The following is a 23387-nucleotide window of genomic DNA, read 5'->3' as shown; positions in this document are numbered from 1 at the left end:
GGAGGTCCAATCATGAAGAAGTGGGAATGTACGGTGTGCGGCTATATCCATGTCGGAGACGAACCGCCGGATGAATGCCCGGTGTGCGCGGCCGACAAGAGCATGTTCGTCGAGGTGGTCGAGGAGCAAAACCCCGTCGAAGCGGCCGCACCACCGGAAGCCGCACCCCAACCGCAACCGGCCGTCCCGCCATCCCTGCCCGCCAGGATCTATGCCCTGGCCTCGGCCCTGACCGTGCGGTACCACCTCCATCCGATCATGGTCCACACCCCCAACGGGGTGGTACCGATGGCCCTGGTTTTCATGCTGGTCACCGCCTGGTTCGGCTTGCCGCTTTTCGAAACGGCCGCGCTGTACAGCTTGGTGTTCGTCCTGGTTTCCATGCCGCTGGTGCTGTTCACCGGCTACGTAATGTGGCAGCAACGCTACCGGGGCGCGTTCACCCCCATTTTCAAGATCAAGATCAGTGCCTCGATCGCCGCCGTGCTCCTGCTGTTGGGCCTGATCATCTGGCGGGCCGTCCAACCGGACATCGTCAGTTCGGCTTCGACCGGCCGCTGGATCTACTTATTTTGCTGTCTGCTTTTGGTCGGGGTCGTGGGAACGGCTGGGCATTTTGGCGGCAAGCTGGTTTTCGGCAACCGAAAGGATTAATTCTTGATAAAGAATATCAAGTGATTTTAATTCCCATTCTACTTGCCTCTTTCGGAAGTGTGAGTTATCTTTGTCGAGATCCCATGGGATAATGAACCACTAACTCAATCAACACGGAGGAATGCAATGGCCACGACCAAAGACAATCTGAAAGAAGCGTTTTCCGGGGAAAGCCAAGCGAATCAAAAATATCGCGCATTTGCCAAAAAGGCGGAAAAGGACGGTTTTACCAATATTGCCAAACTGTTCAGAACCACCGCCGAGGCCGAGCGAATCCATGCCGAAGGGCATCTCAAGGCCCTGGAGATGATCGCATCCACCGCGGAAAACCTGCAGGCTGCCATTGACGGTGAAACCTACGAGTTCACCGAAATGTATCCGCCGATGGTCGATCTGGCCGTGGCCGACGGCCACAAGGCAAAAACCATGTTCAAGTTTGCAGTCGATGCGGAAGCCGTCCATGCCAAGATTTACGCCAAGGCTCTGGAAGCCGTGAAAAAAGGAGTGGATCTCGATGTCAGCGAGTTCTATCTCTGTCCGGTGTGCGGTTACATCGAGTTGGGTGCGGCTCCGGAAAAATGTCCGGTCTGCGGTGCCAAAAAGTCGGTGTTCGAACAGGTCGCCTGACGCCGGGCGGGTGGGCGCATCCCTTCCCCATTCTCACCCGGGGATGCTCACCCGTCGCCCCATGCGGGGAGCGGCACTGCCGTTCCCCGCGTTTTTTCTTCCAGCCCGCCCATGAGCCTTCTCGATCAACATTCCGTTTTTGCCGCCATGTTGCAGGACGGTCCCTTTGCGATCGGCGATACCCTGCTTCTGGCTCACCCCTTTTCCCACGAAACCAAGCAGTGGGTGCAAGGCATTCGCGGCAATCTGTTGCTCAAGACCAAGTACCGCCTGGTGCGCAACCAGGTTTTCGATCTGCTGGACGTGCGCAATTTCGACGAAATCCTGGCCCTGGTCCACGACCGCCGGTTGCGGCTCAAGGCGGCGGAACGGGCCTATCTCTTGATCGGCAACATGTTCGCCATCGAGGGCGGCCAGCGGGAAGTCGTCCGGCAGCTCCACGAATACGCCCGCACCGCCGACGACGTCATTAACTCGCTCCGGGCCAAGGTGCTGGCGCCGTTCAGCGCCCACATCGAAACCACCAACGAGATCGTCACCGCCTGGGATCCGGTGGAACTGCTGCTGGCCCAGTTCGACGACCGCTACCACAAGAAGGCGCGGTTCGAGGCCAAACGCAAACTGGTGCTGATGGGATTGGCCGGCTCCATCGACCTGCGGGAGCGGGAAACCAAGATCGCCGAAAAATTCCTCGGCTTTCTCAATTTTCTCAACGCCTTCGTCTGGAGCCCGGATTACCGGATCGGCGAGCTCGACATCCGCTACTTGCACAGTCGCCATCATCCGGACGATTTCAGCTGCAGCTCGGTCAAGGTGCTGTCCGAGGAGGAGGCCCGCAAGGTGGTTCCCGGACCGGGTGAGAAACTGACTTTGATCAAGCGGCGTCGTTTCCGCGACAACGGCACCGACATTCCCATCTACGTCACCATTCGGAAAAAGGAGCCCCCGGCCAAGGTGCTCAAGCTGCTGCGCAAGAACGAGAAAAATCCGGCCACCGCGGTCGACGACGAACTCGGCCTGATGGCGGTGCTCGATTCGGTCAACGATGTCAAGCGGTTCGTGCGCCACCTCACCCGGAGCGCGACCGTGGCCAAATCGTTCATGACCCTGGAAGACATCTCCGACACCCTGACCGGGGGGGAGTACCGCAGCAGCGCCACCGGCAGCTCGGGCAAGACCGCGATGCTCAAGTTTTTCGCCCGCACCGGCGGCATGCGGATCGAATTCATCCTCCACACCAACCGTTCCTACCTCAATTACATCTACCAGCGCAACGTGGCCCACGACGAATACGAAGTGAAGCGGATCTTCGACACCGGCGTGGTGGCCTTTCTCTTTCCGCCGGACATCTATCGCCTCGACCTGGACGCGATCCGCGACCTCCAGTTGGCCCGGTTCCGGCGGCAAATCGAGGAGAATTGACCGCCTGTCCAGCGTCCGGATCGTTATTTGTTGCGTGCGGTTAAGAAAAGTTGCTCCCGCAGCTTGCGGATTCCACGGGAAAAATATATCCTGCGCCCGAAAATGTGTGGTCCGGGGCACCGGCTTCGCCGCTTGCGGCGCACCCCTGAGCCCTTGGGCCGCATTCCCTGTTTCCCATTCCGCGCGCCCCGATTGTCATGATCTCCATCAGCTCCTCACGCCAACCGGCCTCGGCCATCCTGCTGATCCATTGCCCCGACAGCAAGGGTATCGTGGCCACCGTCAGCGAATTCATTTATAAAAACAACGGCAACATCACCAACCTCGACCAGCACGTCGATGTCAAACGCAAGGTCTTTTTCATGCGGGTCGAGTGGGAGCTGGACAACTTCATCATCCCCGACAACAAGATCGGCGAGTACTTCGACACCCTGATCGCCAAGAAATTCGACATGCAGTGGCAACTGCATTTTTCCCACGAAGTGCCCCGCATGGCGGTGTTCGTTTCCAAGCAGCCCCATTGTCTCTACGATATTCTTTCCCGGTGGCGATCCCAGGAGCTCGAGGTGGACATCCCGCTGATCATCAGCAATCATCCCGAGCTCGAGCCGGTGGCCCGGCAGTTCGGCATCGATTTCCACTGGTTCGAAATCAACGGTGCCAACAAGCAGGAACAGGAGCAGGATCAGTTGCGCCTGCTGGCGGAGCACCAGATCGAGTTCATCGTCCTGGCCCGCTACATGCAAATCCTGTCGGCCTCCTTCATCGGCCAGTACAAGAACAAAATCATCAACATCCACCATTCCTTTCTGCCCGCGTTTCCCGGAGCCAAGCCTTATCATTCCGCCTTTGAGCGCGGAGTCAAGGTCATCGGCGCCACCAGCCACTACGTGACCGAGGAACTGGATGCCGGCCCGATCATCGCCCAGGACATCATCCGGGTCAGCCATGCCGATTCGGTGGAAGATTTGATCCGCAAGGGCCGGGACCTGGAAAAGGTGATTCTGTCCCGGTCGATCTGGCACCATGTGCAGCGCCAGATCCTGGTCTATCAAAATCGGACCGTGGTCTTTTCCTGAAAGCTCCGGCCGCGCGGGTTCGTTACGGCGCCTCGGTCTCCGGCGGCGGCGAGGCCATCTCGAACAGATGAAATTCGAGGCTGCCCTCGTAAATCAGGAAGGTGCCGATATACCTGCCGGGGTCGTCGGGCAGGGCGGTATTGGTGGTGTAGATGCCCAGATACCGCTCCTCGGCGGGCATGTCCGGATCCACCAGCGCCCACAGCAGCGGGGCGTTGTCGTCCTTGGCCCGCACGGTGAGCAGCTGGGCGCCGAAGGGCAGGTGAACGGACTGGATCCGGTTGGGAGAGAGCTCGAATTTCCAGATCGTTTTCATATGATGTTCCAATATTCGATTTTTCCACGATTTTCAGATATGATAGGAGAAGCGGCCGACTGCTGCCGTCTCCGATCCAGGCCCGACAAGGGCGACTTTTCTGTTTAACTCCACCCAATTGCCGACGCAATGGATATCCTCCTGCTGGTAGTGCTCGTTCTGATCAATGGCGTCTTTGCCATGACGGAAATCGCGATCATCTCCACCCGCGAAGCCCGACTGCGCGCCTTGGCCGACGAAGGGCGGCGAGGGGCCCGCACCGCGCTGAAACTCAAGAACAATCCGGCCGTCTTCCTGTCCACCATCCAGGTCGGGATCACCATGGTCGGCATCCTCAGCGGCGCCATCGGCGAGAATGCGTTGGTGACCCCGATTGCCGGCGCCCTGGCCGCGATGCCGCTATTCCAGCCCTATGCCCAGGCCATCGCCCTGGGAGTGGTGGTGGTGCTGCTCACCTATTTTTCGGTGGTGTTCGGCGAACTGGTGCCCAAGCACCTGGGCTTGCTGCGGCCCGAGCAAACGGCGGCCGCGGTCGCGCCGCTGATGCGGATGCTGTCCCGGGTCGGCAAACCCCTGGTCTACTTTTTTTCCCGTTCCGCCGACCTGCTCCTGCGCCTGCTGGGCGCGGGCAAGCGGGAGGAGGTGTCGGTCACCGACGAGGAAATCAAGATCCTGATGGAGCAGGGGGCCCAGGCGGGGGTCTTCCACGAAAGCGAACGGCTCTTGGTCGCCAATGTCCTGCATCTGGACGAACAGCCGGTCACCACCATCATGACCCACCGCCAGGATATCCAACCGCTCGACCTGACCAAGCCGGAGCCGGAAATCCGCCAATTTCTCGCCGACACCCCGTTTTCCCTGGTGGTGGTCTGCCGCGGCGGCCTGGACGAGGTGGCGGGCCTGCTCCGCACCGCCGACCTGCTGAAGGCCGCCTTGGCCTGCGAACCGCTGGCCATCGAACGCCATCTGCGGCAGCCCCTCTATGTCCCCGAATACGTGACCACCACCCAATTGCTGGAAAATTTCCGCCGGGTGCAGCTGCCGTGCGCCTTGATTGTCGATGAATATGGCGATATTCAGGGGATGGTGACCCTGACCGACGTCCTGGCGGCCATTGTCGGGGCAGTGCCCTCGGCCAAGGCGGCCGAGGATCAGGAATTGGTCAGGCGCGAGGACGGCTCCTGGCTGATTGGCGGAGGAGTGCCCATCGAACAGGTCAAAATGGCCTTGAAAATCACCAAGGAACTGAACGGGGAGGGGAGCAACACCTATCACACCCTGGCCGGATTCGTTTTGTGGGTGCTGGGACGCATCCCCAGGGAAACCGATCAGTTCGAGGAGCATGGCTTCCGCTTTGAGGTGGTTGACATGGACAACAATCGCATCGACAAAATTCTGGTGACTCGCCTCGGGGATTCCTGAGAAACGCGGGAAAAAGGGGGCAAGGAGACCATGAACAAGGGAACGAACAGGGTGAAATTGCCGACGGCATGCCTCTGGGTGTTGATCGTGGCGCTGCTGGCCGCGTCCGTGGCCGAAGCTGCCGGCGCGGCGCAATCCCGGCGGTATGCCCTTGCGTACGCCTGGGACACGGAGCGGCAGCGGATTCTCGACTACCGGCGGAAAGTCGCCGCCTCACTGGGTTTGAAGACGGACAGCCAACTTAAAATCGTCGGCCGGGAACAGGATTACGGCCTGGTTTGGAATATCAACGCCTCGATGGTCCAGGCAAAGAAGCAGGCCGAGCAGCAGAGCGCGCGCCTGCGGCGGGCAGGGCTCAAACCGGTGCAGGTGGTTGCCTGCACCGGTTTTTCCGAGCTCTATCATGTCCGGGTGCGTCAAGCCGCCCGGGCCGACGCCTTGCAGGGAGAATACGCCCGGCTGAAAAATGCCCTGGAATCCCGGGCCGGGGACAAGCTGGCCATCGAAAAAATCGACTCCCGGCAGTGGGCGTTGGTCTACCGGGGCTGGGAAAGCAAGAAGGAGGCGCAAAAAAGCGCCCGGAACATCGCCTCCCAATTGCCCCGGACGAGCAAGGCGCCGGTGCTCGTTGCCGCCATCGACCGGCCGGCCGTGATGACCGCGGCGGACGCCACCCTGGCCGAACCCCCGAACACATCGGCCGCAGCGGCCCGGAGCGACCGGCAGAGGTCGCAAGCCCGCCAGGAGTCCGGCGGCGGGCTCAACACCAAGATCGCCCCCCTGCTGCAGGCGGAACTCCGCAAGGCCAAAATCCAGCCCCAGGTGCGCGCCGGCTGGGCCGCCTACGACCTTACCACCGACAACTATCTGGTCAGCATCAACCTCAACCGGCCCTTTCAGGCCGCCAGCATGATCAAGCCCTTTGTCGCCCTGGCCTTTTTCCACCAAGTCGACAAGGGTAAGGTGTCGTACACGGCGCAGCACCGCCAGATGATGGAGGCCATGATCCAGCATAGCAGCAATCCGGCGACCAACTGGTTCATCCGCCAGCTCGGAGGCCCGGCCCGGTGCGAGGCCCTGCTGAAAAAGGAGTACGGCCGCCTGGTTGGCCAGATCAGGATCAGGGAATATATCCCGGCCAGCGGGCGCACCTATCTCAACAGCGTGCAACCCTGCGGCTACATCCAGTTCCTCAGGGCGCTGTGGCGCTATCAGCTGCCAAACTCCAAGGAGATGCTGCGGGTGATGGGCCTGCCCGGCCCCGACCGCCTGGTCTATGGCGCCGATCTTCCCAATAACACTGAAGTCTACAACAAGACCGGAACCACCGCGCTTTTGTGCGGCGACATGGGGATCTTGGTGCTGCGGGACAAGGAAGGGCGCAAGATTCCCTATGCGGTGGTCGGCATTGTCGAGCGCTCGAGCCAGCCGGCCAACTACAAACAGTGGATGCGGGCCAGCGGCGGCGTCATCCGCGATTTTTCCTCGCTGGTGTACGAGGAAATGAAACGGAAGCACAACCTGCTGTAGCCGAAATCGCGGCCAGGGGCGGGATTTCCGGCCCCGGACGCCGGGCAAGATCATCCTTGCGTATTCTGGCATTTCTGTTATCTGTGCTGTACTTTTTCACCGTGGAACGAGCCGGCCCGGTTCCCTCGGCCTGACCTGCTTCCGGAACTTTTGCCCTTCAGGAACCTGTTATGACTTTTCCCATCGATCTCTCGACCTACAGCCCCCTTCGTCTTGCCGCGACCCAGGAATCGTTGACCGGCGAGCAACGCGCCGCCCTGCGGGCCAACATCGACCTGGTACGCGACGCCATCGTTTTCTTCACCGCCCTGGCCAACACCAAGGGCTTGGGGGGCCATACCGGCGGCGCCTACGACATCGTGCCCGAACTCCTGATCGCGGACGGGTTCATGAAGGGGAGCGACGCCTGCTTTCCGGTCTATTTCGACGAGGCCGGCCACCGGGTGGCCATCCAATACATGATGGCGGTGCTCAATGGCCACAAGGCCCCCGAGTCCCTGCTTCATTACCGGGAATTCGGCAAGGGCTTCTACGGCCATCCCGAGCGCAACGAGGCCGACGGCGTCTTTTTCAGCTCGGGCCGCCTGGGGCACCTGTGGAGCTATGTCAACGGGGTGGCCGAGGCCCATCCGAACAAGGCGGTGTTTCTCTTCGGCAGCGACGGATCCCAGCAGGAGGGCGACGACGCCGAGGCGGCCCGCTATGCCGTGGCCAGGAAACTCAACGTCAAGCTCCTGCTCGACGACAACGACGTCACCATTGCCGGCCATCCCAGCGCCTACATGCAGGGCTACGATCTGGCCCGCACCCTGTCCGGCCATGGCCTGGATGTCCAGGTCTGCGACGGCGAGGATATCGAGGCGCTGTTTGCCTGCATCCGCCGTGCGCTCGCCATCAAGGGTCCGGCGGCGGTGGTGGTCAAGCGGAAGATGGCGCCCGGCGTGGCCGGGATCGAGGGACTGCCCAAGGGACACGACGTCATTCCGGTACCCATGGCCATCGACTATCTCACCGCCAAGGGCCGCGCGGCGGCGGTGGAGCTGCTCAAGGAATCGCCGCCCAAGGCCGCCAAGGTCGAGTATCGCGGCAGCACCCCCGAGCAGGCCAAGAACCGCGACGAGTTCGGGAAAATCGTCAGCGACCTCATCGCCGGCATGGACAACCCCGCGGGCAAGGTGCTGGTGGTGGATTCCGACCTCGAAGGCTCCTGCGGCCTGCACCATATCCGCAAGAATTGTCCCGAGGTCTATGTCCACGGCGGCATCATGGAGCGCAACAATTTCTCGGTGGCCGCCGGTTTCGGTTCGGTACCGGGGCGGCAGGGCATTTTCGGCACCTTTGCCGCCTTTCAGGAGATGGTCATCTCCGAGATCACCATGGCCCGGCTCAACCAGGCCAATGTCCTGGCCCATTTCTCCCATTCCGGGGTCGACGACATGGCCGACAACACCTGCCATTTCGGCATCAACAACTTCTTTGCCGACAACGGCCTGGCCGAGCACGACCGAACCCGGCTCTATTTCCCGGCCGATGCCCTGCAATTGCGGGCCATCCTCACCGCCATCTTCGACGATCCCGGGCTGCGTTTCATCTTCTCCACCCGCTCCGGCACCCCGTTTATCCTGGACGAGCAGGGCAACAAGCGCTTTGGCGACGGCTATGTCTTCAAACGGGACAGCGACGAGATCATCCGCCCGGGCAAGGACGGCTATATCGTCTCCTACGGCGAGATGCTCTACCGCTGCCTGCACGCGGTCGAGTTGCTCAAGCAAGAGGGGATCGACATCGGCCTGATCAACAAGCCGGTGCTCAACGCGGTGGACGAGGCCATGCTGGCCACCGCCGGTGCCACCCCGATGGTGCTGGTGGTGGAAACCCAGAACAGCAAGACCGGCCTGGGCGTCCGCTACGGCTCCTGGCTGCTGGAGCGCGGACTCACCCCCAAATACGGCGCCATGGGCACCTGGAAGGACGGGGCCGGCGGTTTGTCCGAGCAGATTCCCTATCAGGGCATGGGTACCGAGGCGATCATCGACAAGGTGAAGCAGCTGCGCGTCAACTGAGCAAGTTGACGCCGATGGCGCGCGGTTGACTCCGCGCCGCGGATTGAAAGCAAGAATGAAAAAGACCGGAGTCGCGGAATGCGGCTCCGGTCTTTTTTTGTGCAAAAAAAAGCCCCCGGCGCATGGCCGGAGGCTCGGGTCGTTTACGGGGCGAACCGGAAAGGGCTTTAAGCCAGTTCCTGGGGGGTGACAATCCCACCCTTGGCGGCCTTGAGCGCCAGCAGGGCCGCCTTCTGCTCCTTGTAGACCGCAAACAGCCGGGGCGAGGCCCCTGGTTCCTTGCTCCAGGCCGCCTCCTGCAGATCGATCCGGGCGACGATATTGTCGATGTACAGGGAGAACTGCATGGTGTAGAGCGATTCCGGGTACTCCTTGTTGATCTTGCTGGCAAACAGCCGGCGCAGATCCTCGTATTTGGGAATCATGCCGATCGGGGTCTCGATGGCCTCGACATCGCGGTTGGTGAACAGCTCGAGCCAGCCCAGCCAGACATGGACATCCCGTTTCTCGCCCAGCAGGCCCTTGCCGCTGCCGCCGCGCGCCTCGTGGGTGAGAAAGTAGTTGAGCCCGGCCATGATCGGCTTCCGGGTCATTTTGGGGTTGCCGTAAAAATTGAGCTGGGCTTCGAGGTAGTCGGTCAGCGGGCCGGCGACAAAGGGGGTGTTGGCCCATGGCTGGCGATTGACGCCGCTGGCGCCGATCTCGGCGGCGGTGGCCTTGGAGACGATGGAAGCGCCGATGGCCACCCCGGCATCCATGGTTTTGGCCACCCAGATGGGCGGCATGGTGTTGGCGTCGCGGCCCGAATAGGTGATGACCTCGATGACGATGCCGCTCGGGTCGGCGTTGACCTTTTTGTTGTGGTTACCGACCGTTTCCGCCTTGAGGGTGCACCGCGAGTTGGGGTGCGATATGGGGACGCCGGCCTTGGCCGGTGTCCAGGCCCCCTGGAAGTTGACCCCCTGTTCGGGCGACGGCTCGCCATCGCCGGTCCAGCGGGGCTTGCCCTGCGGATCGACCAGGAGATTGGAGAAGATCACCTCGGCGCCGGGCTGGCGCAGACACTTCATCAGATAGGGGTCGCCCTCCTGGTTGACATCCTCGATGATGCCGAAAATGCCGATCTCCGGATTGACCGCCCGCAGGGTGCCGTCCGCCTCGATCCACATCTGGGCCAGGTCGTCGCCGATGAAATTGCTGCCCACCATGGCGGTGGTGGTCTTGCCGCAGCCCGAGGGCGCGGCGCCGGCGAAATAGGTGACGCGGCCGCCGGGGCCGGTCATACCGGTGATGAACATGTGCTCCGAGAGTTCCGTGCCGTTGTACTTGTACATGGCGCTGTCGGAGGCAAAGCGGTGGTTGCCCTTCTTCATCAGCAGGGTGTTGCCGGCATAGGTGCAGAAAAAGGAAAAGGTGGTCTGCCAACTCCGGTCCATGTAGATCCGGGCCTTGGGCACGTCCTCGGAACGGTTGGGACCCTCGGAATGGACGTTGGTGAAGAATTCGCCCCGCCGGGCGGCCTCGGCGTTGAAATCGGCGTAGCAGTTGCGGTAGAGCAGCTCGGCCGAATGCATGACATAGGTGGAACTGGAGATCTCGATAGCCGGGATCGAGGCCTTGGCGCCCACCGGGCCGCGGCTGTAGAAGCCCACGTACATGGTCTTGCCGCTCATGATCCCGGACATCTGCTCCTTGATATAGGCGTGCGAGACCTCGCGGGCCTCTTTCTTGGCCAGGGACGACACCTTTTCGTCCGGGTTGGCGATGTAGAAGGTTTGGTCGACCATGCGGCCCTGATCCTCGGGCAGGTCGAAGTGAATGGTGTGGCCGGGGATGGCCAGGGGCCGCTCCTCGCCTTTTTCCAGGCTCATGCGGCGGACATGATCGCAGTCCTCGGCACTGCCGGTGTGGATGTACACCCGGTCCGGGGCGCACATGGCCATGGCGTTGGCGATCTTCAACAGAGCATCTTCATTGGTGATCGTGGCCAGCCGTTGCAAATGTTCGGGCTCAAGCCGTTGCTCGAACAGCTTTTTGGCCTCACCAATGGTTGTAATGCCGCCAATCGCTGATAAGATATCGACGCCTTGTTTGAACTCCAGCATCCATGCCTCCATGGGATTCTATCTTTGGTGGGGAAAATTGTGATGCAACAATTATTTACAACTTTGTAACGTAAATATTTAGCTCGAAAAGGAGGAATTAGCAAACAAGAATACCAGTTGTGTGCTTTTTTCCCTGCATGGGGCGGAGGTTGGACCATGGGGCGCCAGGGGGTTCTCTCGTTTGCATCAAGGGAGACTCGCGGAAAACCGGCGGCGATGCTATGGTGAACGTGCCGTCCCAGTGGGGCCACGAAGAGCCACGGGGCGGTGCGAAGTGGCCCGATACTTGAATGGGTCGAATGGAATCCCTGTCCGCCGTAATTGGAGGAAAACAGAGCAATGTTGCCCGGTCGCGTGCCATGCCCAGTGTGATTGTCTGTCAGGACGCCCAAAATTACCGGGTGGTGGCATGTGCCGCCACCCTGACTATCGGCCGCGAGGGCGACAACGATATCGTCCTCGCTTCGCCGCAGGTTTCGCGGCAACACGCCTCCATTGCCCTGCGGGAGGGAGGCGACTACATGCTGTTCGATCACGAGAGCACCAACGGGGTGTGGATGGAGGGGCGCCGGGTCAACGGGGTGTCGCTCCGGCACGGCATGGCCTTTCGGATCGGCGACCATGTTTTCACCTTCATCGACGAACGGAGCGGCAACCGGGCCTCCCGAGTGTTTCCGGCCGAGGAGCAATCCGGTTTGGCCGAAAATCGGCCGGATCCGGCCACCGTGCTTTTCAGCCTGGAGACCGGCCCGCTCGCCCGCCCGCTCGCCGAATTGTCGTCCGATGGCCGGGCAGCGGGAGCGGAGGCGGACCCGGCGGCACCGCTCGCCTCCTTGCTGGTGGAACTGCAGCTGGCCGAGGACGAGGCCGCGTTGGGCGAACGGCTGTTGGCCGGGGCCGTGGGATTGGCCGGGGCGCAACGGGGATTTCTAGCCCTGCTCAACGACAAGAACGAGCTGCTGTATGCCGCGACCCATGGCTTCGATCCCCTGCGCGAGAGCCGGGAGGTCAACCAGGAGGTGGTGCGGCAGGTGATGGACCGGGGGCTTGCGGTTCGGCTCGACGGCGGCCAGGACGGCCAGCTCCGCAAAGGCAGGGTTCTGGCGCGATCCGTGCTCGCCGCCCCCCTGATGCGTATGGGCCGGGCCGTGGGATGCCTGTATCTCGATCATTGCCAGGCCGGTTTTTTTTCGCCGGCCGTCCAGGGCGCGCTCGCGATCCTGGCCGTGCACGGCGCCGTGCTGCTCGATAACCTGGCCGGCCGGCAACGGATGCACCGGGAGCGCGAATCGCTGAGGGCACGGCTCGCCGCGCGGGACGAGACCGTGGTGCGCAGCGAGAAAATGATCAAACTCTACGAGGACATCCGGACCATCGCCGCCATCAACGTCCCGGTGTTCATCCAAGGCGAGGCCGGCAGCGGCAAGGAGCACGTGGCCTCCGCCCTCCATGCCTTTTCCGGACGCAAGGGCACCTACGTGCCCCTCAACTGCGCCGCCATTCCCGAGGGCATCTTCGAAAGTGAGCTGTTCGGCTCCCGGAAGGGGGCCTACCACGAGGCCATCGACAAGCCGGGCAAGCTGGAGTTGGCCGAGGGCGGCACCCTGTTCCTCGACGAAGTGGCGGACATGGCCCTGACCCTGCAGCCCAAGCTGCTACGCTTCCTGGAAAACGGCGAAGTCACCCGCCTGGGCGACACCCGCACCCGCAAGCTCGACGTGCGGGTGGTGACCGCCACCAACCGGGACGTGGCCGCCATGATCCGCGACAACCTCTTCCGGGACGACCTGTTCCAACGCCTGTCCTGTTTCACCCTCAGGGTGCCGCCGCTGCGGGAGCGGATCGAGGACATCGAACCCCTGATCCGCTATTTCCTCGCCAAATTCGCCGCCGAATACCGCTGGCAGGAGCCCCGGATCAGCGACGGCGCCCTGGAGCTGCTCAGCCGCTATCCATGGCCCGGCAATGTGCGCCAGCTGCGCAACCTGCTCCTGCGGCTGGCGGTCCAGTCCCAGGGAAAGCCGATCGGCGAGCGCGAGGTCCTGGCCCTGTCCGAGGAGTTCGGCGCTCTGGAACCCGCCCGGATCGAGGTCTTTCCCGGTCTGGAAGAGGTGGAGAAAAATCATATCAAGGCCGCCCTGGAACGGGCCGGGGGCAATATTTCCGACGCCGCCGCCCTGGTGGGGATCGCCCGCTCGACTCTGTACCAGAAGATGAAAAAATACGATCTTTCGGTCTGATAATATCAGGCCGCCTCTCCCTTTGTCGGAGAAACGGACATGGGATATGTTCGTTGTTCGATTCTCCGACATGCCGCTGTTTTTCACATTGTTCCATAATTTCAAGTAATTATCCTTTTGGACGCGCAAGCTGTGTCCGATTTTCGAACAAAGGCGGCCTGATCAAGGCCCCGGTGCGGACGGCTGCCGTCGCATCCGAACGGGCCCGTCATCGGAGCACTCTGAAAAAGATGAATTTATTCAGCATGTTTCACCGGAAAAACGGCCAAGGTCGTTGTTGGCATCCCCTTTGCTCTACCCTGCCAACAGACAATGCGTCGTGTTCAACGATATCCACCCCAGTGAAAGAGGAGCCATTATGCTGAAAAAAACCATCTCCACCACCGCCATCGTTTTCGCCCTGTCCATCGGCATGGCCCACGCCGATTCCGACGACACCTCCTTGAGCAAATCGTTCCGCCACATCAAGCCCAAGGGTGGGACCATCCACCACAACACCTTCGGCACCCAGCCGTTCAACAACACCAACATCATCACCGTCAACACCTCGTCCACCACCACCCAGACCACCAACGCCACGGCCTCGGCCCCGGCGACCCAGACTTCGACCGCCACCGGCAACACCAACAAAAACAGCGGCAGCAACACCAACGACAACACCTCCACCAATACTAACACCACCAACAACAACGACGACGATAGCACCACCGCCACGGATACCGATGCCACCGCCTCCACGACGGACAACAACGCCACGGACGACAGCACGGCTGCCACCACCACCCAGGAGCAAGAAAAGGCCCAACAGGGCGGCAAGGCGGAAATCCGCAACGAAATCAAGCGGGCCGGCGCGATTTCCAGCACCATCAAGGGCGGCAACAACAATATCGCCAACGCCGCCTCCATCTCGATGAGCGGCTCGACTCAGACCGCCGATGCGGTTATCAACCGGGTCAACACCGCCGGTGCGATTTCCAGTACCATCAAGGGCGGCAACAATAACCAGGCCAACGCCGCCTCCATCTCCATGGGCGGTTCCATGGCGGTCAAGGGCCGGGTGGTCAACGAGGTCGAGAACACCGGCGACATCTCGTCCACGGTGAACGGCGGCAACAACAACATGGCCAACGCCGGCTCCATCGCCATCAACTGAGTTCCTCTCCCCCCTGCCCGAGCCGGCGACGGCGAAGGCGGGGGGACCCCCGAACCCGGGGCTCGAATCGCTTCACGGAGAACGAATATGAAACCGATACAACTCCTTGCCATGGCAGTCCTGCTGGCGATACCGGCGTTCGGCCACTGCGCCGATCTGCTCGGCATCCGCGCGGAAAACCGGCTCCAGGGCGGCTCCTACTCCGCCCGGACCAAGGGCAGCAACAACACCGCCAATGCGGCGTCCATCAACCTTTCCGGCAGCACGGTCCGGGAAGTGACCAACAAGGTCCGGGCCAACGGGACCGTGTCCGCCTCGGCCACCGGCAACCGCAACACGGTCAACAGCGCCTCGGTGCAGATGCAAAACGCCGTGGCGAATCAGGTGAGCAACACCGTCAAGGTCGATTCCATCGCCAATAACGTCCAGGGCAACAACAACACCTCGAACATCGCCTCGGTGCAGATGGTCAACGCCCGGGCCGGCAAGGTGAGCTCCGAGGTGACCGGCCAGGCCCTGACCGGGGTGATCGACGGCAACGACAACCGGCTCAACATCGGTTCGGTCCAGATGAACGGCGCCCAGCGGGGCGATGTCACCACCAGGGCCGACCTGGGCAATGTCTCGGTGTCGATGTCGGGCAACAATTCCAGCGTGGCCATCGATTCGGTGGTGGCCCAGTGAACCGGAAGGGGAGGAGAAAGACCATGCGCACGACGACCGCAATCTTGATGCTGGTGGCCCTGATGGGCGGATGGCTCGCCCTGGCGGCTCCCGTTCGTGCCGACGATTTCAACGACGGGATCGAGGCCGACGAGAGCAGCCTCCAGTACGGCGAACTCGGCAGCCCGAGCAGGAATTTCTCCTACCTCTCCCAACGCGCCCGGAGCAAGGCCCGATCGGGTGCGAACGATGTGGTGCTTTCCGACGGCGGCTCGCTCAACAGCGTCATCCTCGACGCGGGCGCGCAGATCAACGGCGACATCATCATCATCGACGATTCCAAGGGCGATAAGACCGTCATCGCCAAGTAAGACGGCCAAGGACGCACACATCATGCCGGACGCACACCACAACATCTTTCGGGTCCGCAGGGGGCTGGGCCTCCTGCTGGCCCTGTTGGTCCTGAGTCTGTCGGCCTGCGCCAAGCTCGATCCCCGCCAGGTGGATGTCGACTTGCCCGCGGACATGCCCATGGTCAAGGAGACCAGTTTCGACAAGCCCCTGGCCGACTTGGGCAGAATGACCCAGATCTACGGCAAACGGGTGCTGATCCAGGGCAAGGACATCACCGACTTCACCGGACTGTCCACCTTCGGCTATGGCGAAATACCGCGCGACATCACCGAGATGACCAAGAGCGCCCTCAACGCCATCGGCGGCAACGTGGTCTACATTCCCTACAGCCCGGTATACATCAACAACCAGATGGTCACCGGCTATTCCAATTTCCAGGGCAAGCTCATTCCGGATATCGTCCTGTCCGGCGGCATTACCGAGTTTGACCGCGGCCTGGAAAGCAGGGGCAGCAACACCGATTTCGGCGTCACCACCAAACCCTTCAACGTCAACCAGTCCTGGGTGCCGGGCGACATCATCTCGGTGGACTACAACCAGGAAGACAAGGAAAGTCTGGCGCGGATCACCCTGGATTTCAACCTGCTCGATTTTCAGACCATGGCCGGGGTGGCCCGGATGCAGACCGTCAACACCATCAACGTCTACAAGGCGGCCGCGGACAAGGAGTTGGGGTTCACCATCTTCGGGCCGACCTTCGGCCTCAAGGGCACGGTCAAGAAGATCCAGGGCCGGCATGCGGCCATCCGCCTGCTGGTGCAGACCAGTGTCCTGCAGATCGTGGGCAAGTATCTTTATCTGCCTTATTGGAAGCTGATTCCCGAGATGAAGCCCGACCAGGTGGTGCTGGACAAGATCCGCCAGGATTTCCGTAACCTGAGCCAGAGCGAAAAGATCGGCGAAATGCAGACCTGCCTGTACCTCAAGGGGTACAACGTGCCGGTCACCGGTCAAATGGACAGCCGGACCCAGGCGGCGTTGGCCAATTTCAAGCCCGGCGCCCGCAATGCGGCCGACACCGAGCTGTATGTGGAGCTGTGGAGTTCGCTGGGCGACAACATGGACCAGGTGGCCAACCGCCGCGAGATGCTGGCGCGGGCACTGGAAGGCGAGGTGCCGACGGAACGGGTGGCGGCCGCTCCGGCCCCGGCGAAAAAGGCGGCCAAAACCGAGGCCGTCCCGGCCAAGGTGGCCGAGCAGAAACAGGAAAAACCAGCGCCGAAAAAGGAAAAGCCGGCAACCGAACGGGCGGCCAGCGGCCCAGCCGCGGTGGCGCACGGCAGCCAGCCGGCACCGGTGAAGAAGAGCGCGCCGGTCGTTGCCGGCCAACCGAACGCCGGCCGGCAAAACGAGACGGACGGCATGGCCCAGGTGGTGCGCGCCCAGCCGATCCTGGGAACGAAATCCGCGGCGGAGGCGCTGATCAATGAACGACAGACAGCCGAGTAGTCTTGTCCGGGGAATGGCGATCGGCGCCCTGGCCGTCGCGCTGGTCGGCCTGCTCCTGGGAGCGGTCCATGGCGACGGTCCTGTCCTGTCGATCCCTGTCCCGGAACCGCCCGTCGACCGGGTGCTGCCCATGCCACCCTCCATGTCCCCGCCTCCAGCCCCGGTCCATACCGGGGGATACGCCGGGGGCCATGCCGGAGCCGGCCGCTATCAGATCGCCACTTGGGAGTCGGGCGGCGTCCACGGCGTCTTCGTGGTCGACACCGCCACCGGCACGACCAAGCTGGTCTACAGTTCGGGCAAGGGTCCGGGCGGCAAGAGTGTCAATCACCTTGGCAAACCCTTTCAACAGATGTAAAAACGAACGCATTCATGCGGATGTGACTTAAAGGAGCAGGAAATGGCGAAGATGAAGTGGTGGAACGGATTGCGGTCGGTGGCGGAGGAGTTGATCATCCTGGCGCTGGTGCTCATGGCGGTGCTGGCATCCAATCTCGGCCATGCCGCGTCCGGATCGTCCAGCCTTCAGGGGTACGGCTTGAAAATTTTCCGCGTCGAGTCCGGACTGTATCCCTTCGTGCACGTCTACATGCGGACCTTCGACCAGGAGATGAACCCCCTGGTCAATCTCAACGTGCTCAACATCGGCATGATGGTGGAGGGCAGGGCCTACGATCCCCGCAAGCGGCAGTACTTGATCCAGCCCCTGCGCGGGCGGGAGGAGGCAACCCGCTCCATCCTGGTGCTCGACACCAACAAGGCGCTGAAAGGGGCCGACTTCGAGGCCATGGTCAGGGCCGCCGCCCGGTTCATCGACGCCAAGCGGCCCCAGGATCAGGTGGCGCTGCTGGCCTTGGACAACAGCGCCGAGGGCTACACGGTGCTCTCCAATTTCGACCGCGAGCCTTCGAATCTCGGCCGCCGTCTGGCCGATCTCCAGCCGCGCGCCGACAAGACCCGCCTCTACGACGGCGTGGGTGCCGCCATGCAGCTGGCCGCCACCGCCATGGGCGGCGATTCGTCGAGCGAGGTCGAGTACGTGGTCTCCAGCTCGATCGTCATTCTCGGCAGCGGCCGGGACGACGACAGCGCCATCAGCCGCTCGGACCTGATGACCAGGATTTCCAGCCTCAAGATCCCGACCCCGATCTACGCCCTGGGCTTCACCGGCGGCGAGGGCAGGGACCAGCGCAATCTCCAGGCACTGGTGAAAAATTCCTTCGGCAAGTACTATCCCGTCGGCGGCGGCTATGAGACCATCACCCGCAGCATCGAGGATATCCAGCACGTCATGCAAAGCGACTACGTGCTCACCTTCCGGGCCTATGTCCCGGTGGACGGCGGCAAGCACAACGTCAAGGTGGGGGTGGAGTATCCCACGGGCAGCGGCATCATGTACTACGATTCCTCCTTTTTCGAGGCCATCGAACCGCCGACCTTTCCCCGTATCCTCGAGGCCCAGGCCAAGGTCGACAAAGCTATTCCGGCCTTGGGCAAGGATGAGGAATTGTATCTGAAAAATCCCTACGCGCCGGCAAGCGCCCCACCGGCCGGATCCAGGAACTGAAGCGCCGTGGGGCCGCCCCGCCGGGTTGCCCGGCATCCGTTGCAACAGCCGCCCAGCCTCCCCGCCGTTTCGGCGGCCGGAGGCTGTCGCGGTTTGTCCGCGTCCCCGGGGCCCGCACCATGCCCGAGGCCATGACCGAGGAGGGCGCCGCCTTCCTGGTGGCGCTGGCCACCGGCTGCGTTCGCCGGGAATATCGGCTCGACGCCGGTGGCGCGCTCGTCGGCCGGGACGGCTTGTGCTGCGAGGTGGTGGTAACCGGTGCCACGGTGTCGCGCCGCCATCTCAGGATCGGCACCCGGGATGCGGCCACCTTTTGCCTGGAGGATCTCGATTCGACCAACGGCGTTTTCGTCAACGGCCGCCGGATCGACCGCCGTGTCTTGCTGCACGACGGCGATCTGATCGGCCTGGGCACGGCGACGCCCCATCTCCGGTTTCAGCGCCACAGCAGCGGCCAGGAACATGCCTGCGCCCTGGCCGCGCAGCCACAATGGACGATCGGCCGCGATCCGGACAGCGACCTGCCGCTGTCGTTCGATCCCACGGTGAGCGGGCGTCATGCGGAGTTGATTCACGAAAACGACACCCTGGTTCTGCTCGACCGGCACAGTCTCAACGGCACCTGGGTCAATGGCAGGGCGGTGCGGCGAACGGTGCTGGCGCCGGCCGACACGGTGGTCATCGGCTCGACCCGGTTTCGCCTGCGCCTTGAGGCCGACGGCTCGCTGGCGGTGCGCCGGCGGGAAAACGGACAAGCCCTCCGGCTGGAGGGGCTCGGCCTGGGCCGATATGCCGCCGGCGGCACGGGACGGGCGCTGCTCGACCGCATCACCCTGGCCATCGCGCCCGGGGAATTGGTCGGCATCATCGGTCCCTCGGGCGCCGGCAAGACCACCCTGCTCACCGCCCTGTGCGGCGCCGCCCGTCCGGACCGGGGACAAGTGCTGCTCGACGGGACAGACCTGGACACCGCCGCCGCCATGTTCCGCAACGCCATCGGCTATGTGCCCCAGGACGACATCCTCCATCCCGAACTAAGCGTCGAGGCCAGTCTCGACTACATTGCCCGGCTGCGGCTTTCACCCGATCTGGCGCCCGGCCAGCGGGCGGACATCGTCACCGGCGCCATCGAAACCCTGGGATTGGAGCCGGTGCGCCGGACTCCGATTTGCCGGCTGAGCGGTGGCCAGCGCAAGCGGGTGTCCATCGGGGCCGAACTGCTGGTCCGTCCCGGCCTGCTCTTTCTCGACGAACCCACCTCGGGCCTGGACCCCTGCACCGAGGAACGGCTGATGCGCCACTTCAGGCGCATGGCCGACCAAGGCACCACGGTGGTGGTCACCACCCATGTGCTGGCGAATCTGGACCTGCTCGATAAGGTGGCGGTACTCGCCCAGGGACGGCTGGCATTTTTCGGGCCACCGGCCGAAGCCCTGGTTTTTTTCGGCGAACAGGACAAACCGCTGGACAACCCGGCCCGGATCTTCGAGCTGCTTGCCGGCGAAGAGGGGACCTCCGGGCAGGAGGAGATTGCCGGCCGCTACGCCGACTCCTTTGAAAACTCCCCTTTTTTCCAGACATATGTCGCGCGGGCACTGTCGCCGGCCGGCCGGGCCTGGTCGAGCGCCGGCGGCGAGCAACAGCGGCCGGAATGCGGATGGAAGTGGGCGCACGCCGCCCTGGGGCGGATGCTGCACCGGTTTTCCCTGCCCGAATCGTGCCGCTCCTGGCTGATCCTGTCGCAGCGCCACCTGCAAATCCGGTTCGCCGCCAGCAGGCGGTTGTTGCTGTTGCTGCTGGTGCCGGCGGTGCTGGCCCTGGTCACCTTGTCGCAGCCCGTTGCCGGGGTGGTGGCGGACCAGACGGTCCGCGAACGCAAGGAGGCCATTTCCGCCACGATGGCCCATGGCGGCCCGGCAACTTCCATCCTGATCAAGCAACTGCTGGCTCCGGACGGCCCGCGCGATTCCCGTTCGGCCGTGGACGTGCTCCACGCCCTGCGGCACGAAGGGGTGGGGCATCTGCCGGTGCCCATGAGCGTGCTGCTGATGATCGTCATGACCGCGGTGTTCACCGGCACCCTGATCGCCTGCCTGGAGATTTCCCCGGAGCGTTCCATCTACCGGCGGGAGCGGATGTCGCATTTGCGGATCGTGCCGTATCTCGGCTCGAAACTCCCCTTTTGCCTGGCCATGACCGCCGGGCAATGCCTGGTCTTTGTCGCGCTCTGCTGGCTGCATCCGGTCCTGGGGCAGCTCCCGTTCGCGCCGGTCTGGCTGGTCATGGTCGCGGTGGCCTGGAGTTCGGTGGCCATCGGCCTGCTGCTCAGCGCCGCCGATCCCAGCGACGGGCGCTTTTCGGTGATGCTGGCCATTGTCGTGGTCTTGCCCCAGTTGCTGCTGTCCGGCGGCCTGGGGCCCGACTTTTACGGACGGATGGCCGGCGGCCTGCGCTGGGCGGCCGACTTGCTGCCGGCCCGATGGGGACTGGCCATGGCCTGCACCGCCCTGTTCGGCTCGCTTGAGGGCGAAGGCGCCCGCTGGATTCCCGCCCTGGTCCGGGAAGTGATAGGTTTTGACTTCGGCCGGGACGTTTATTATAGTGCCTTTTGGGCCCTTTCGGCCCAATCCGTTTTCTGGCTTCTCGGCTGCGCCGGCATACTCCGATACCGCGATCCTCGATGATGTTGCACGATGCCCCGACCCTTGTCGATCCGAGCGTCGACAACTGCCCTCCGGTTGTTGCCGGCAACGACGGCCTGATTGCCGGCCGGTACAGTTTGTCGCAACCCCTGGGCGGGGGCGGGATGGGCAGCGTCTACCTGGCCACCGATCTGGTGCTGGCGCGCCAAGTGGCGGTCAAGACCATTCGGGCGGAGCTGAGCGGCAGCGAGGAGGTCCGGGCCCGGATCAAGCGCGAATGCCGTCTGCAGGCGGCCATCGGCACCCATCCCCATATCGTCACCCTGTACGACACGGTCGAGGAAAACGGCCATATCTACCTGGTGATGGAATATATCGACGGCGAGACCCTGGCCGCGCGCCTGGCCGCCGCCGACTCCCGTGGCCTGCCGCTGGCCACGGCCTTGGACATTGTCCGCCAGATCCTGCAGGCCCTGGCCTGCATCCACGACCGCGACATCGTTCATCGCGACATCAAGACCGCCAACATCCTCCTCCGCCCGCAGCCGGATGGCCGCTACCAGGCCAAGCTGACCGATTTCGGCATCGCCCGGGCCGAGGAGCCCGAGGCCATGACCCGGCTCACCACCCTGGGAGTGCAGGGGCCGGGAACTCCGGCCTACATGGCGCCCGAACGGATCGATCCCCAAGCCTTCGGTCCGGTCTGCCCGGCCACCGATCTGTACGCGGTCGGGGTCATTCTCTACGAATTGCTCGCCGGCCAGCCGCCGTTTACCGGGACCATGACCGAGATCTTTTCCGGCCACCTGGTGCTGCCGCCGGCCCTGGCCGCGCTTCCCGCCCATCTGCCGGAGCGATTGCGGCCGATCCTGGCCACGGCCCTGGCCAAACAGCCCGCCGACCGTTACCGGGATGCGGCCGGGTTTGCCGCGGCCCTGGACGGGCTCGATCGGGCAGCGATCGACCTGTCCTCGCACACGGCCCAGGCGGAACCGACCGTGCTGGTCCTGGCCACGGAAAACTCGACGCCTCCCCGGCCCGAGGCGACCGTGCTCAATCCGGCCCAGGGACGGCCGCGAAAGAGACGTGCACAGCTGCCCACGCCGCGTCGCCTGGCTTATGCCGCTCTTGCCCTGGCTGTGCTCGCGGTGGGCGGCTTGCTCCTGTTTGCGCCCTCTTCCCCGGTACAGCCGACCGCCGAGGCAATCGCGCCGCCGGCCACCGCAGTACCTGTCCGGCCGGTGGCAACGGCCGTCACGGCTGAGCCGCAGCCGGAAGTCGTCTCGGCCCTGGAAATGGTCGAACAGATGCGTCAGCAGAAAAATACCGACGCCAGCGCCTTGGCCGCTCCCCAAGCCGAAGCCGGTCCGCCCGCCCGCCCCACGGCCCCGGTCCGGGCTCGGGCCGGAGAGTGGCAGGTGACCGAAGACCGAACCCGCAAAATCTACTGATTCCTCTTGGGTTGCGCCATGGCAGACCGATTGCTTTTTTCGTTGCTGGTTGTCGGTCTCATCCTGACGACCGGATGCGCGCCCCTGGTGTCCACCGCCGGGGCCGGCACCGGCTCCGGCTACATGGCGGGGCCGCAAACAGCGTTCGACGCCGTTGGATCGTTTTTCGACGACCTGGGTCGTTCCATCCAGCAGACCACGCGAAAAATCACCGGCACACCATCGCCGCGCCGCCGCGCCAGTTCTTCAACCGCCGCCGACGGATTGGTCCTGAAAATAGAGCGTTCCATGCTGGTGCCGACCGAGGTGCACTCCGGCGAACAGGTGACCCTGGTCCTGCGGTACACCATCAGGGGGGCTGCGGCCAAGGGCGTGGAGGTCCGGGAACGGAGCGCGCTGAGCAGCGGCGGCAAGGAAATGGCGGTCCTGAAAGACCAGACCAGCGAAAAGGAAAACGGGACCTGGGAAAATACCCTGAGTTTTGCCGTGCCCGCGTCGGCGAAACCCGGGAAATATACCGTGAACATGCAGCTCGGCGCCCAGGGCAAGACCCGGAGCGCGCGGCATTCCTTCACGGTGCGCTGAGGATG

Annotated in this window: 19 protein-coding genes; 17 read left to right on the top strand and 2 right to left on the bottom strand. The window is 63.2% G+C overall.

Features of this window, described 5'->3' with window-relative positions; genetic code table 11:
• Positions 1 to 12: 12 nt before the first annotated feature.
• The 4 genes from RMR13_RS05860 to purU all read left to right on the top strand — a co-directional run bounded on the left by RMR13_RS05860 (position 13) and on the right by purU (position 3782).
• A complete protein-coding gene (locus tag RMR13_RS05860; RefSeq protein ID WP_310599705.1) occupies positions 13 to 654 on the top strand; it encodes a rubredoxin-like domain-containing protein in 642 nt (213 codons plus the stop codon).
• Between the two features lie 126 nt (positions 655 to 780).
• The gene (locus RMR13_RS05855; protein WP_310599704.1) at positions 781 to 1281 is read left to right on the top strand and encodes a rubrerythrin family protein; all 501 of its coding nucleotides are present in this window, start codon (positions 781 to 783) and stop codon (positions 1279 to 1281) included.
• 111 nt (positions 1282 to 1392) lie between these two features.
• Positions 1393 to 2703: a hypothetical protein gene (locus RMR13_RS05850; RefSeq protein ID WP_310599703.1), complete on the top strand. Its 1311-nt coding sequence runs from the start codon at positions 1393 to 1395 to the stop codon at positions 2701 to 2703.
• A 197-nt stretch (positions 2704 to 2900) separates the two neighbouring features.
• A complete protein-coding gene (purU, locus tag RMR13_RS05845; RefSeq protein ID WP_310599702.1) occupies positions 2901 to 3782 on the top strand; it encodes a formyltetrahydrofolate deformylase in 882 nt (293 codons plus the stop codon).
• 22 nt (positions 3783 to 3804) lie between these two features.
• Here the strand turns inward: purU and RMR13_RS05840 are convergent, their stop codons facing one another.
• Positions 3805 to 4098, bottom strand: a complete 294-nt coding sequence (locus RMR13_RS05840; RefSeq protein WP_310599701.1) for a hypothetical protein — start codon at positions 4096 to 4098, stop codon at positions 3805 to 3807.
• Between the two features lie 129 nt (positions 4099 to 4227).
• On the opposite strand from RMR13_RS05840, the gene RMR13_RS05835 reads away from it, so the two are divergent.
• From RMR13_RS05835 to RMR13_RS05825, 3 genes are all read left to right on the top strand, one after another.
• Positions 4228 to 5520 carry a hemolysin family protein gene (locus RMR13_RS05835; protein ID WP_310599700.1) on the top strand — a complete coding sequence of 431 codons (1293 nt, stop codon included), beginning with the start codon at positions 4228 to 4230 and terminating at the stop codon, positions 5518 to 5520.
• Between the two features lie 30 nt (positions 5521 to 5550).
• Positions 5551 to 7050, top strand: coding sequence for a serine hydrolase (locus RMR13_RS05830; RefSeq protein WP_310599699.1), 1500 nt, complete (start codon positions 5551 to 5553; stop codon positions 7048 to 7050).
• Between the two features lie 170 nt (positions 7051 to 7220).
• Positions 7221 to 9113, top strand: coding sequence for a transketolase C-terminal domain-containing protein (locus tag RMR13_RS05825; protein WP_310599698.1), 1893 nt, complete (start codon positions 7221 to 7223; stop codon positions 9111 to 9113).
• A 167-nt stretch (positions 9114 to 9280) separates the two neighbouring features.
• On the opposite strand, the gene RMR13_RS05820 is transcribed toward RMR13_RS05825, so the two are convergent.
• The gene (locus RMR13_RS05820) at positions 9281 to 11218 is read right to left on the bottom strand and encodes a phosphoenolpyruvate carboxykinase (GTP) (RefSeq protein WP_310599697.1); all 1938 of its coding nucleotides are present in this window, start codon (positions 11216 to 11218) and stop codon (positions 9281 to 9283) included.
• Between the two features lie 359 nt (positions 11219 to 11577).
• Here RMR13_RS05820 and RMR13_RS05815 point away from each other — a divergent pair, with 359 nt between their 5' ends.
• The 10 genes from RMR13_RS05815 to RMR13_RS05770 all read left to right on the top strand — a co-directional run bounded on the left by RMR13_RS05815 (position 11578) and on the right by RMR13_RS05770 (position 23382).
• Entirely contained in the window at positions 11578 to 13458 is a 1881-nt protein-coding gene (locus tag RMR13_RS05815; RefSeq protein WP_310599696.1) for a sigma 54-interacting transcriptional regulator, read from the top strand.
• A gap of 358 nt (positions 13459 to 13816) precedes the next feature.
• Positions 13817 to 14611: a hypothetical protein gene (locus RMR13_RS05810; protein WP_310599695.1), complete on the top strand. Its 795-nt coding sequence runs from the start codon at positions 13817 to 13819 to the stop codon at positions 14609 to 14611.
• Between the two features lie 87 nt (positions 14612 to 14698).
• A complete protein-coding gene (locus tag RMR13_RS05805; protein ID WP_310599694.1) occupies positions 14699 to 15295 on the top strand; it encodes a hypothetical protein in 597 nt (198 codons plus the stop codon).
• A 23-nt stretch (positions 15296 to 15318) separates the two neighbouring features.
• Complete coding sequence (locus RMR13_RS05800) at positions 15319 to 15645, top strand: hypothetical protein (protein WP_310599693.1); 327 nt, start codon at positions 15319 to 15321, stop codon at positions 15643 to 15645.
• 22 nt (positions 15646 to 15667) lie between these two features.
• Positions 15668 to 17137, top strand: coding sequence for a hypothetical protein (locus RMR13_RS05795; RefSeq protein WP_310599692.1), 1470 nt, complete (start codon positions 15668 to 15670; stop codon positions 17135 to 17137).
• Complete coding sequence (locus RMR13_RS05790) at positions 17115 to 17495, top strand: hypothetical protein (protein ID WP_310599691.1); 381 nt, start codon at positions 17115 to 17117, stop codon at positions 17493 to 17495. Before RMR13_RS05795 ends, RMR13_RS05790 begins: the two co-directional genes overlap by 23 nt.
• A 42-nt stretch (positions 17496 to 17537) precedes the next feature.
• A complete protein-coding gene (locus RMR13_RS05785; protein WP_310599690.1) occupies positions 17538 to 18704 on the top strand; it encodes a VWA domain-containing protein in 1167 nt (388 codons plus the stop codon).
• Positions 18705 to 18823: 119 nt separating this feature from the next.
• A complete protein-coding gene (locus RMR13_RS05780) occupies positions 18824 to 21388 on the top strand; it encodes an FHA domain-containing protein (RefSeq protein WP_310599689.1) in 2565 nt (854 codons plus the stop codon).
• Complete coding sequence (locus tag RMR13_RS05775) at positions 21385 to 22797, top strand: protein kinase domain-containing protein (RefSeq protein ID WP_310599688.1); 1413 nt, start codon at positions 21385 to 21387, stop codon at positions 22795 to 22797. Before RMR13_RS05780 ends, RMR13_RS05775 begins: the two co-directional genes overlap by 4 nt.
• A gap of 18 nt (positions 22798 to 22815) precedes the next feature.
• Complete coding sequence (locus RMR13_RS05770; protein WP_310599687.1) at positions 22816 to 23382, top strand: hypothetical protein; 567 nt, start codon at positions 22816 to 22818, stop codon at positions 23380 to 23382.
• Positions 23383 to 23387: the final 5 nt, after the last annotated feature.

This window comes from Desulfobulbus sp., from assembly GCF_031547805.1.
GTDB lineage: Bacteria > Desulfobacterota > Desulfobulbia > Desulfobulbales > Desulfobulbaceae > Desulfobulbus.
The sequence above is the reverse complement of the archived record's forward strand: the minus strand, read 5'-3'. Positions and strand labels throughout refer to the sequence as shown.

Coding starts and splice junctions, on each gene's coding strand:
- RMR13_RS05860 (WP_310599705.1), top strand. CDS start 13: ATGAAGAAGTGGGAATGTACGGTGTGCGGCTATATCCATGTCGGAGAC.
- RMR13_RS05855 (WP_310599704.1), top strand. CDS start 781: ATGGCCACGACCAAAGACAATCTGAAAGAAGCGTTTTCCGGGGAAAGC.
- RMR13_RS05850 (WP_310599703.1), top strand. CDS start 1,393: ATGAGCCTTCTCGATCAACATTCCGTTTTTGCCGCCATGTTGCAGGAC.
- purU (WP_310599702.1), top strand. CDS start 2,901: ATGATCTCCATCAGCTCCTCACGCCAACCGGCCTCGGCCATCCTGCTG.
- RMR13_RS05840 (WP_310599701.1), bottom strand. CDS start 4,098: ATGAAAACGATCTGGAAATTCGAGCTCTCTCCCAACCGGATCCAGTCC.
- RMR13_RS05835 (WP_310599700.1), top strand. CDS start 4,228: ATGGATATCCTCCTGCTGGTAGTGCTCGTTCTGATCAATGGCGTCTTT.
- RMR13_RS05830 (WP_310599699.1), top strand. CDS start 5,551: ATGAACAAGGGAACGAACAGGGTGAAATTGCCGACGGCATGCCTCTGG.
- RMR13_RS05825 (WP_310599698.1), top strand. CDS start 7,221: ATGACTTTTCCCATCGATCTCTCGACCTACAGCCCCCTTCGTCTTGCC.
- RMR13_RS05820 (WP_310599697.1), bottom strand. CDS start 11,218: ATGCTGGAGTTCAAACAAGGCGTCGATATCTTATCAGCGATTGGCGGC.
- RMR13_RS05815 (WP_310599696.1), top strand. CDS start 11,578: ATGCCCAGTGTGATTGTCTGTCAGGACGCCCAAAATTACCGGGTGGTG.
- RMR13_RS05810 (WP_310599695.1), top strand. CDS start 13,817: ATGCTGAAAAAAACCATCTCCACCACCGCCATCGTTTTCGCCCTGTCC.
- RMR13_RS05805 (WP_310599694.1), top strand. CDS start 14,699: ATGAAACCGATACAACTCCTTGCCATGGCAGTCCTGCTGGCGATACCG.
- RMR13_RS05800 (WP_310599693.1), top strand. CDS start 15,319: ATGCGCACGACGACCGCAATCTTGATGCTGGTGGCCCTGATGGGCGGA.
- RMR13_RS05795 (WP_310599692.1), top strand. CDS start 15,668: ATGCCGGACGCACACCACAACATCTTTCGGGTCCGCAGGGGGCTGGGC.
- RMR13_RS05790 (WP_310599691.1), top strand. CDS start 17,115: ATGAACGACAGACAGCCGAGTAGTCTTGTCCGGGGAATGGCGATCGGC.
- RMR13_RS05785 (WP_310599690.1), top strand. CDS start 17,538: ATGGCGAAGATGAAGTGGTGGAACGGATTGCGGTCGGTGGCGGAGGAG.
- RMR13_RS05780 (WP_310599689.1), top strand. CDS start 18,824: ATGCCCGAGGCCATGACCGAGGAGGGCGCCGCCTTCCTGGTGGCGCTG.
- RMR13_RS05775 (WP_310599688.1), top strand. CDS start 21,385: ATGATGTTGCACGATGCCCCGACCCTTGTCGATCCGAGCGTCGACAAC.
- RMR13_RS05770 (WP_310599687.1), top strand. CDS start 22,816: ATGGCAGACCGATTGCTTTTTTCGTTGCTGGTTGTCGGTCTCATCCTG.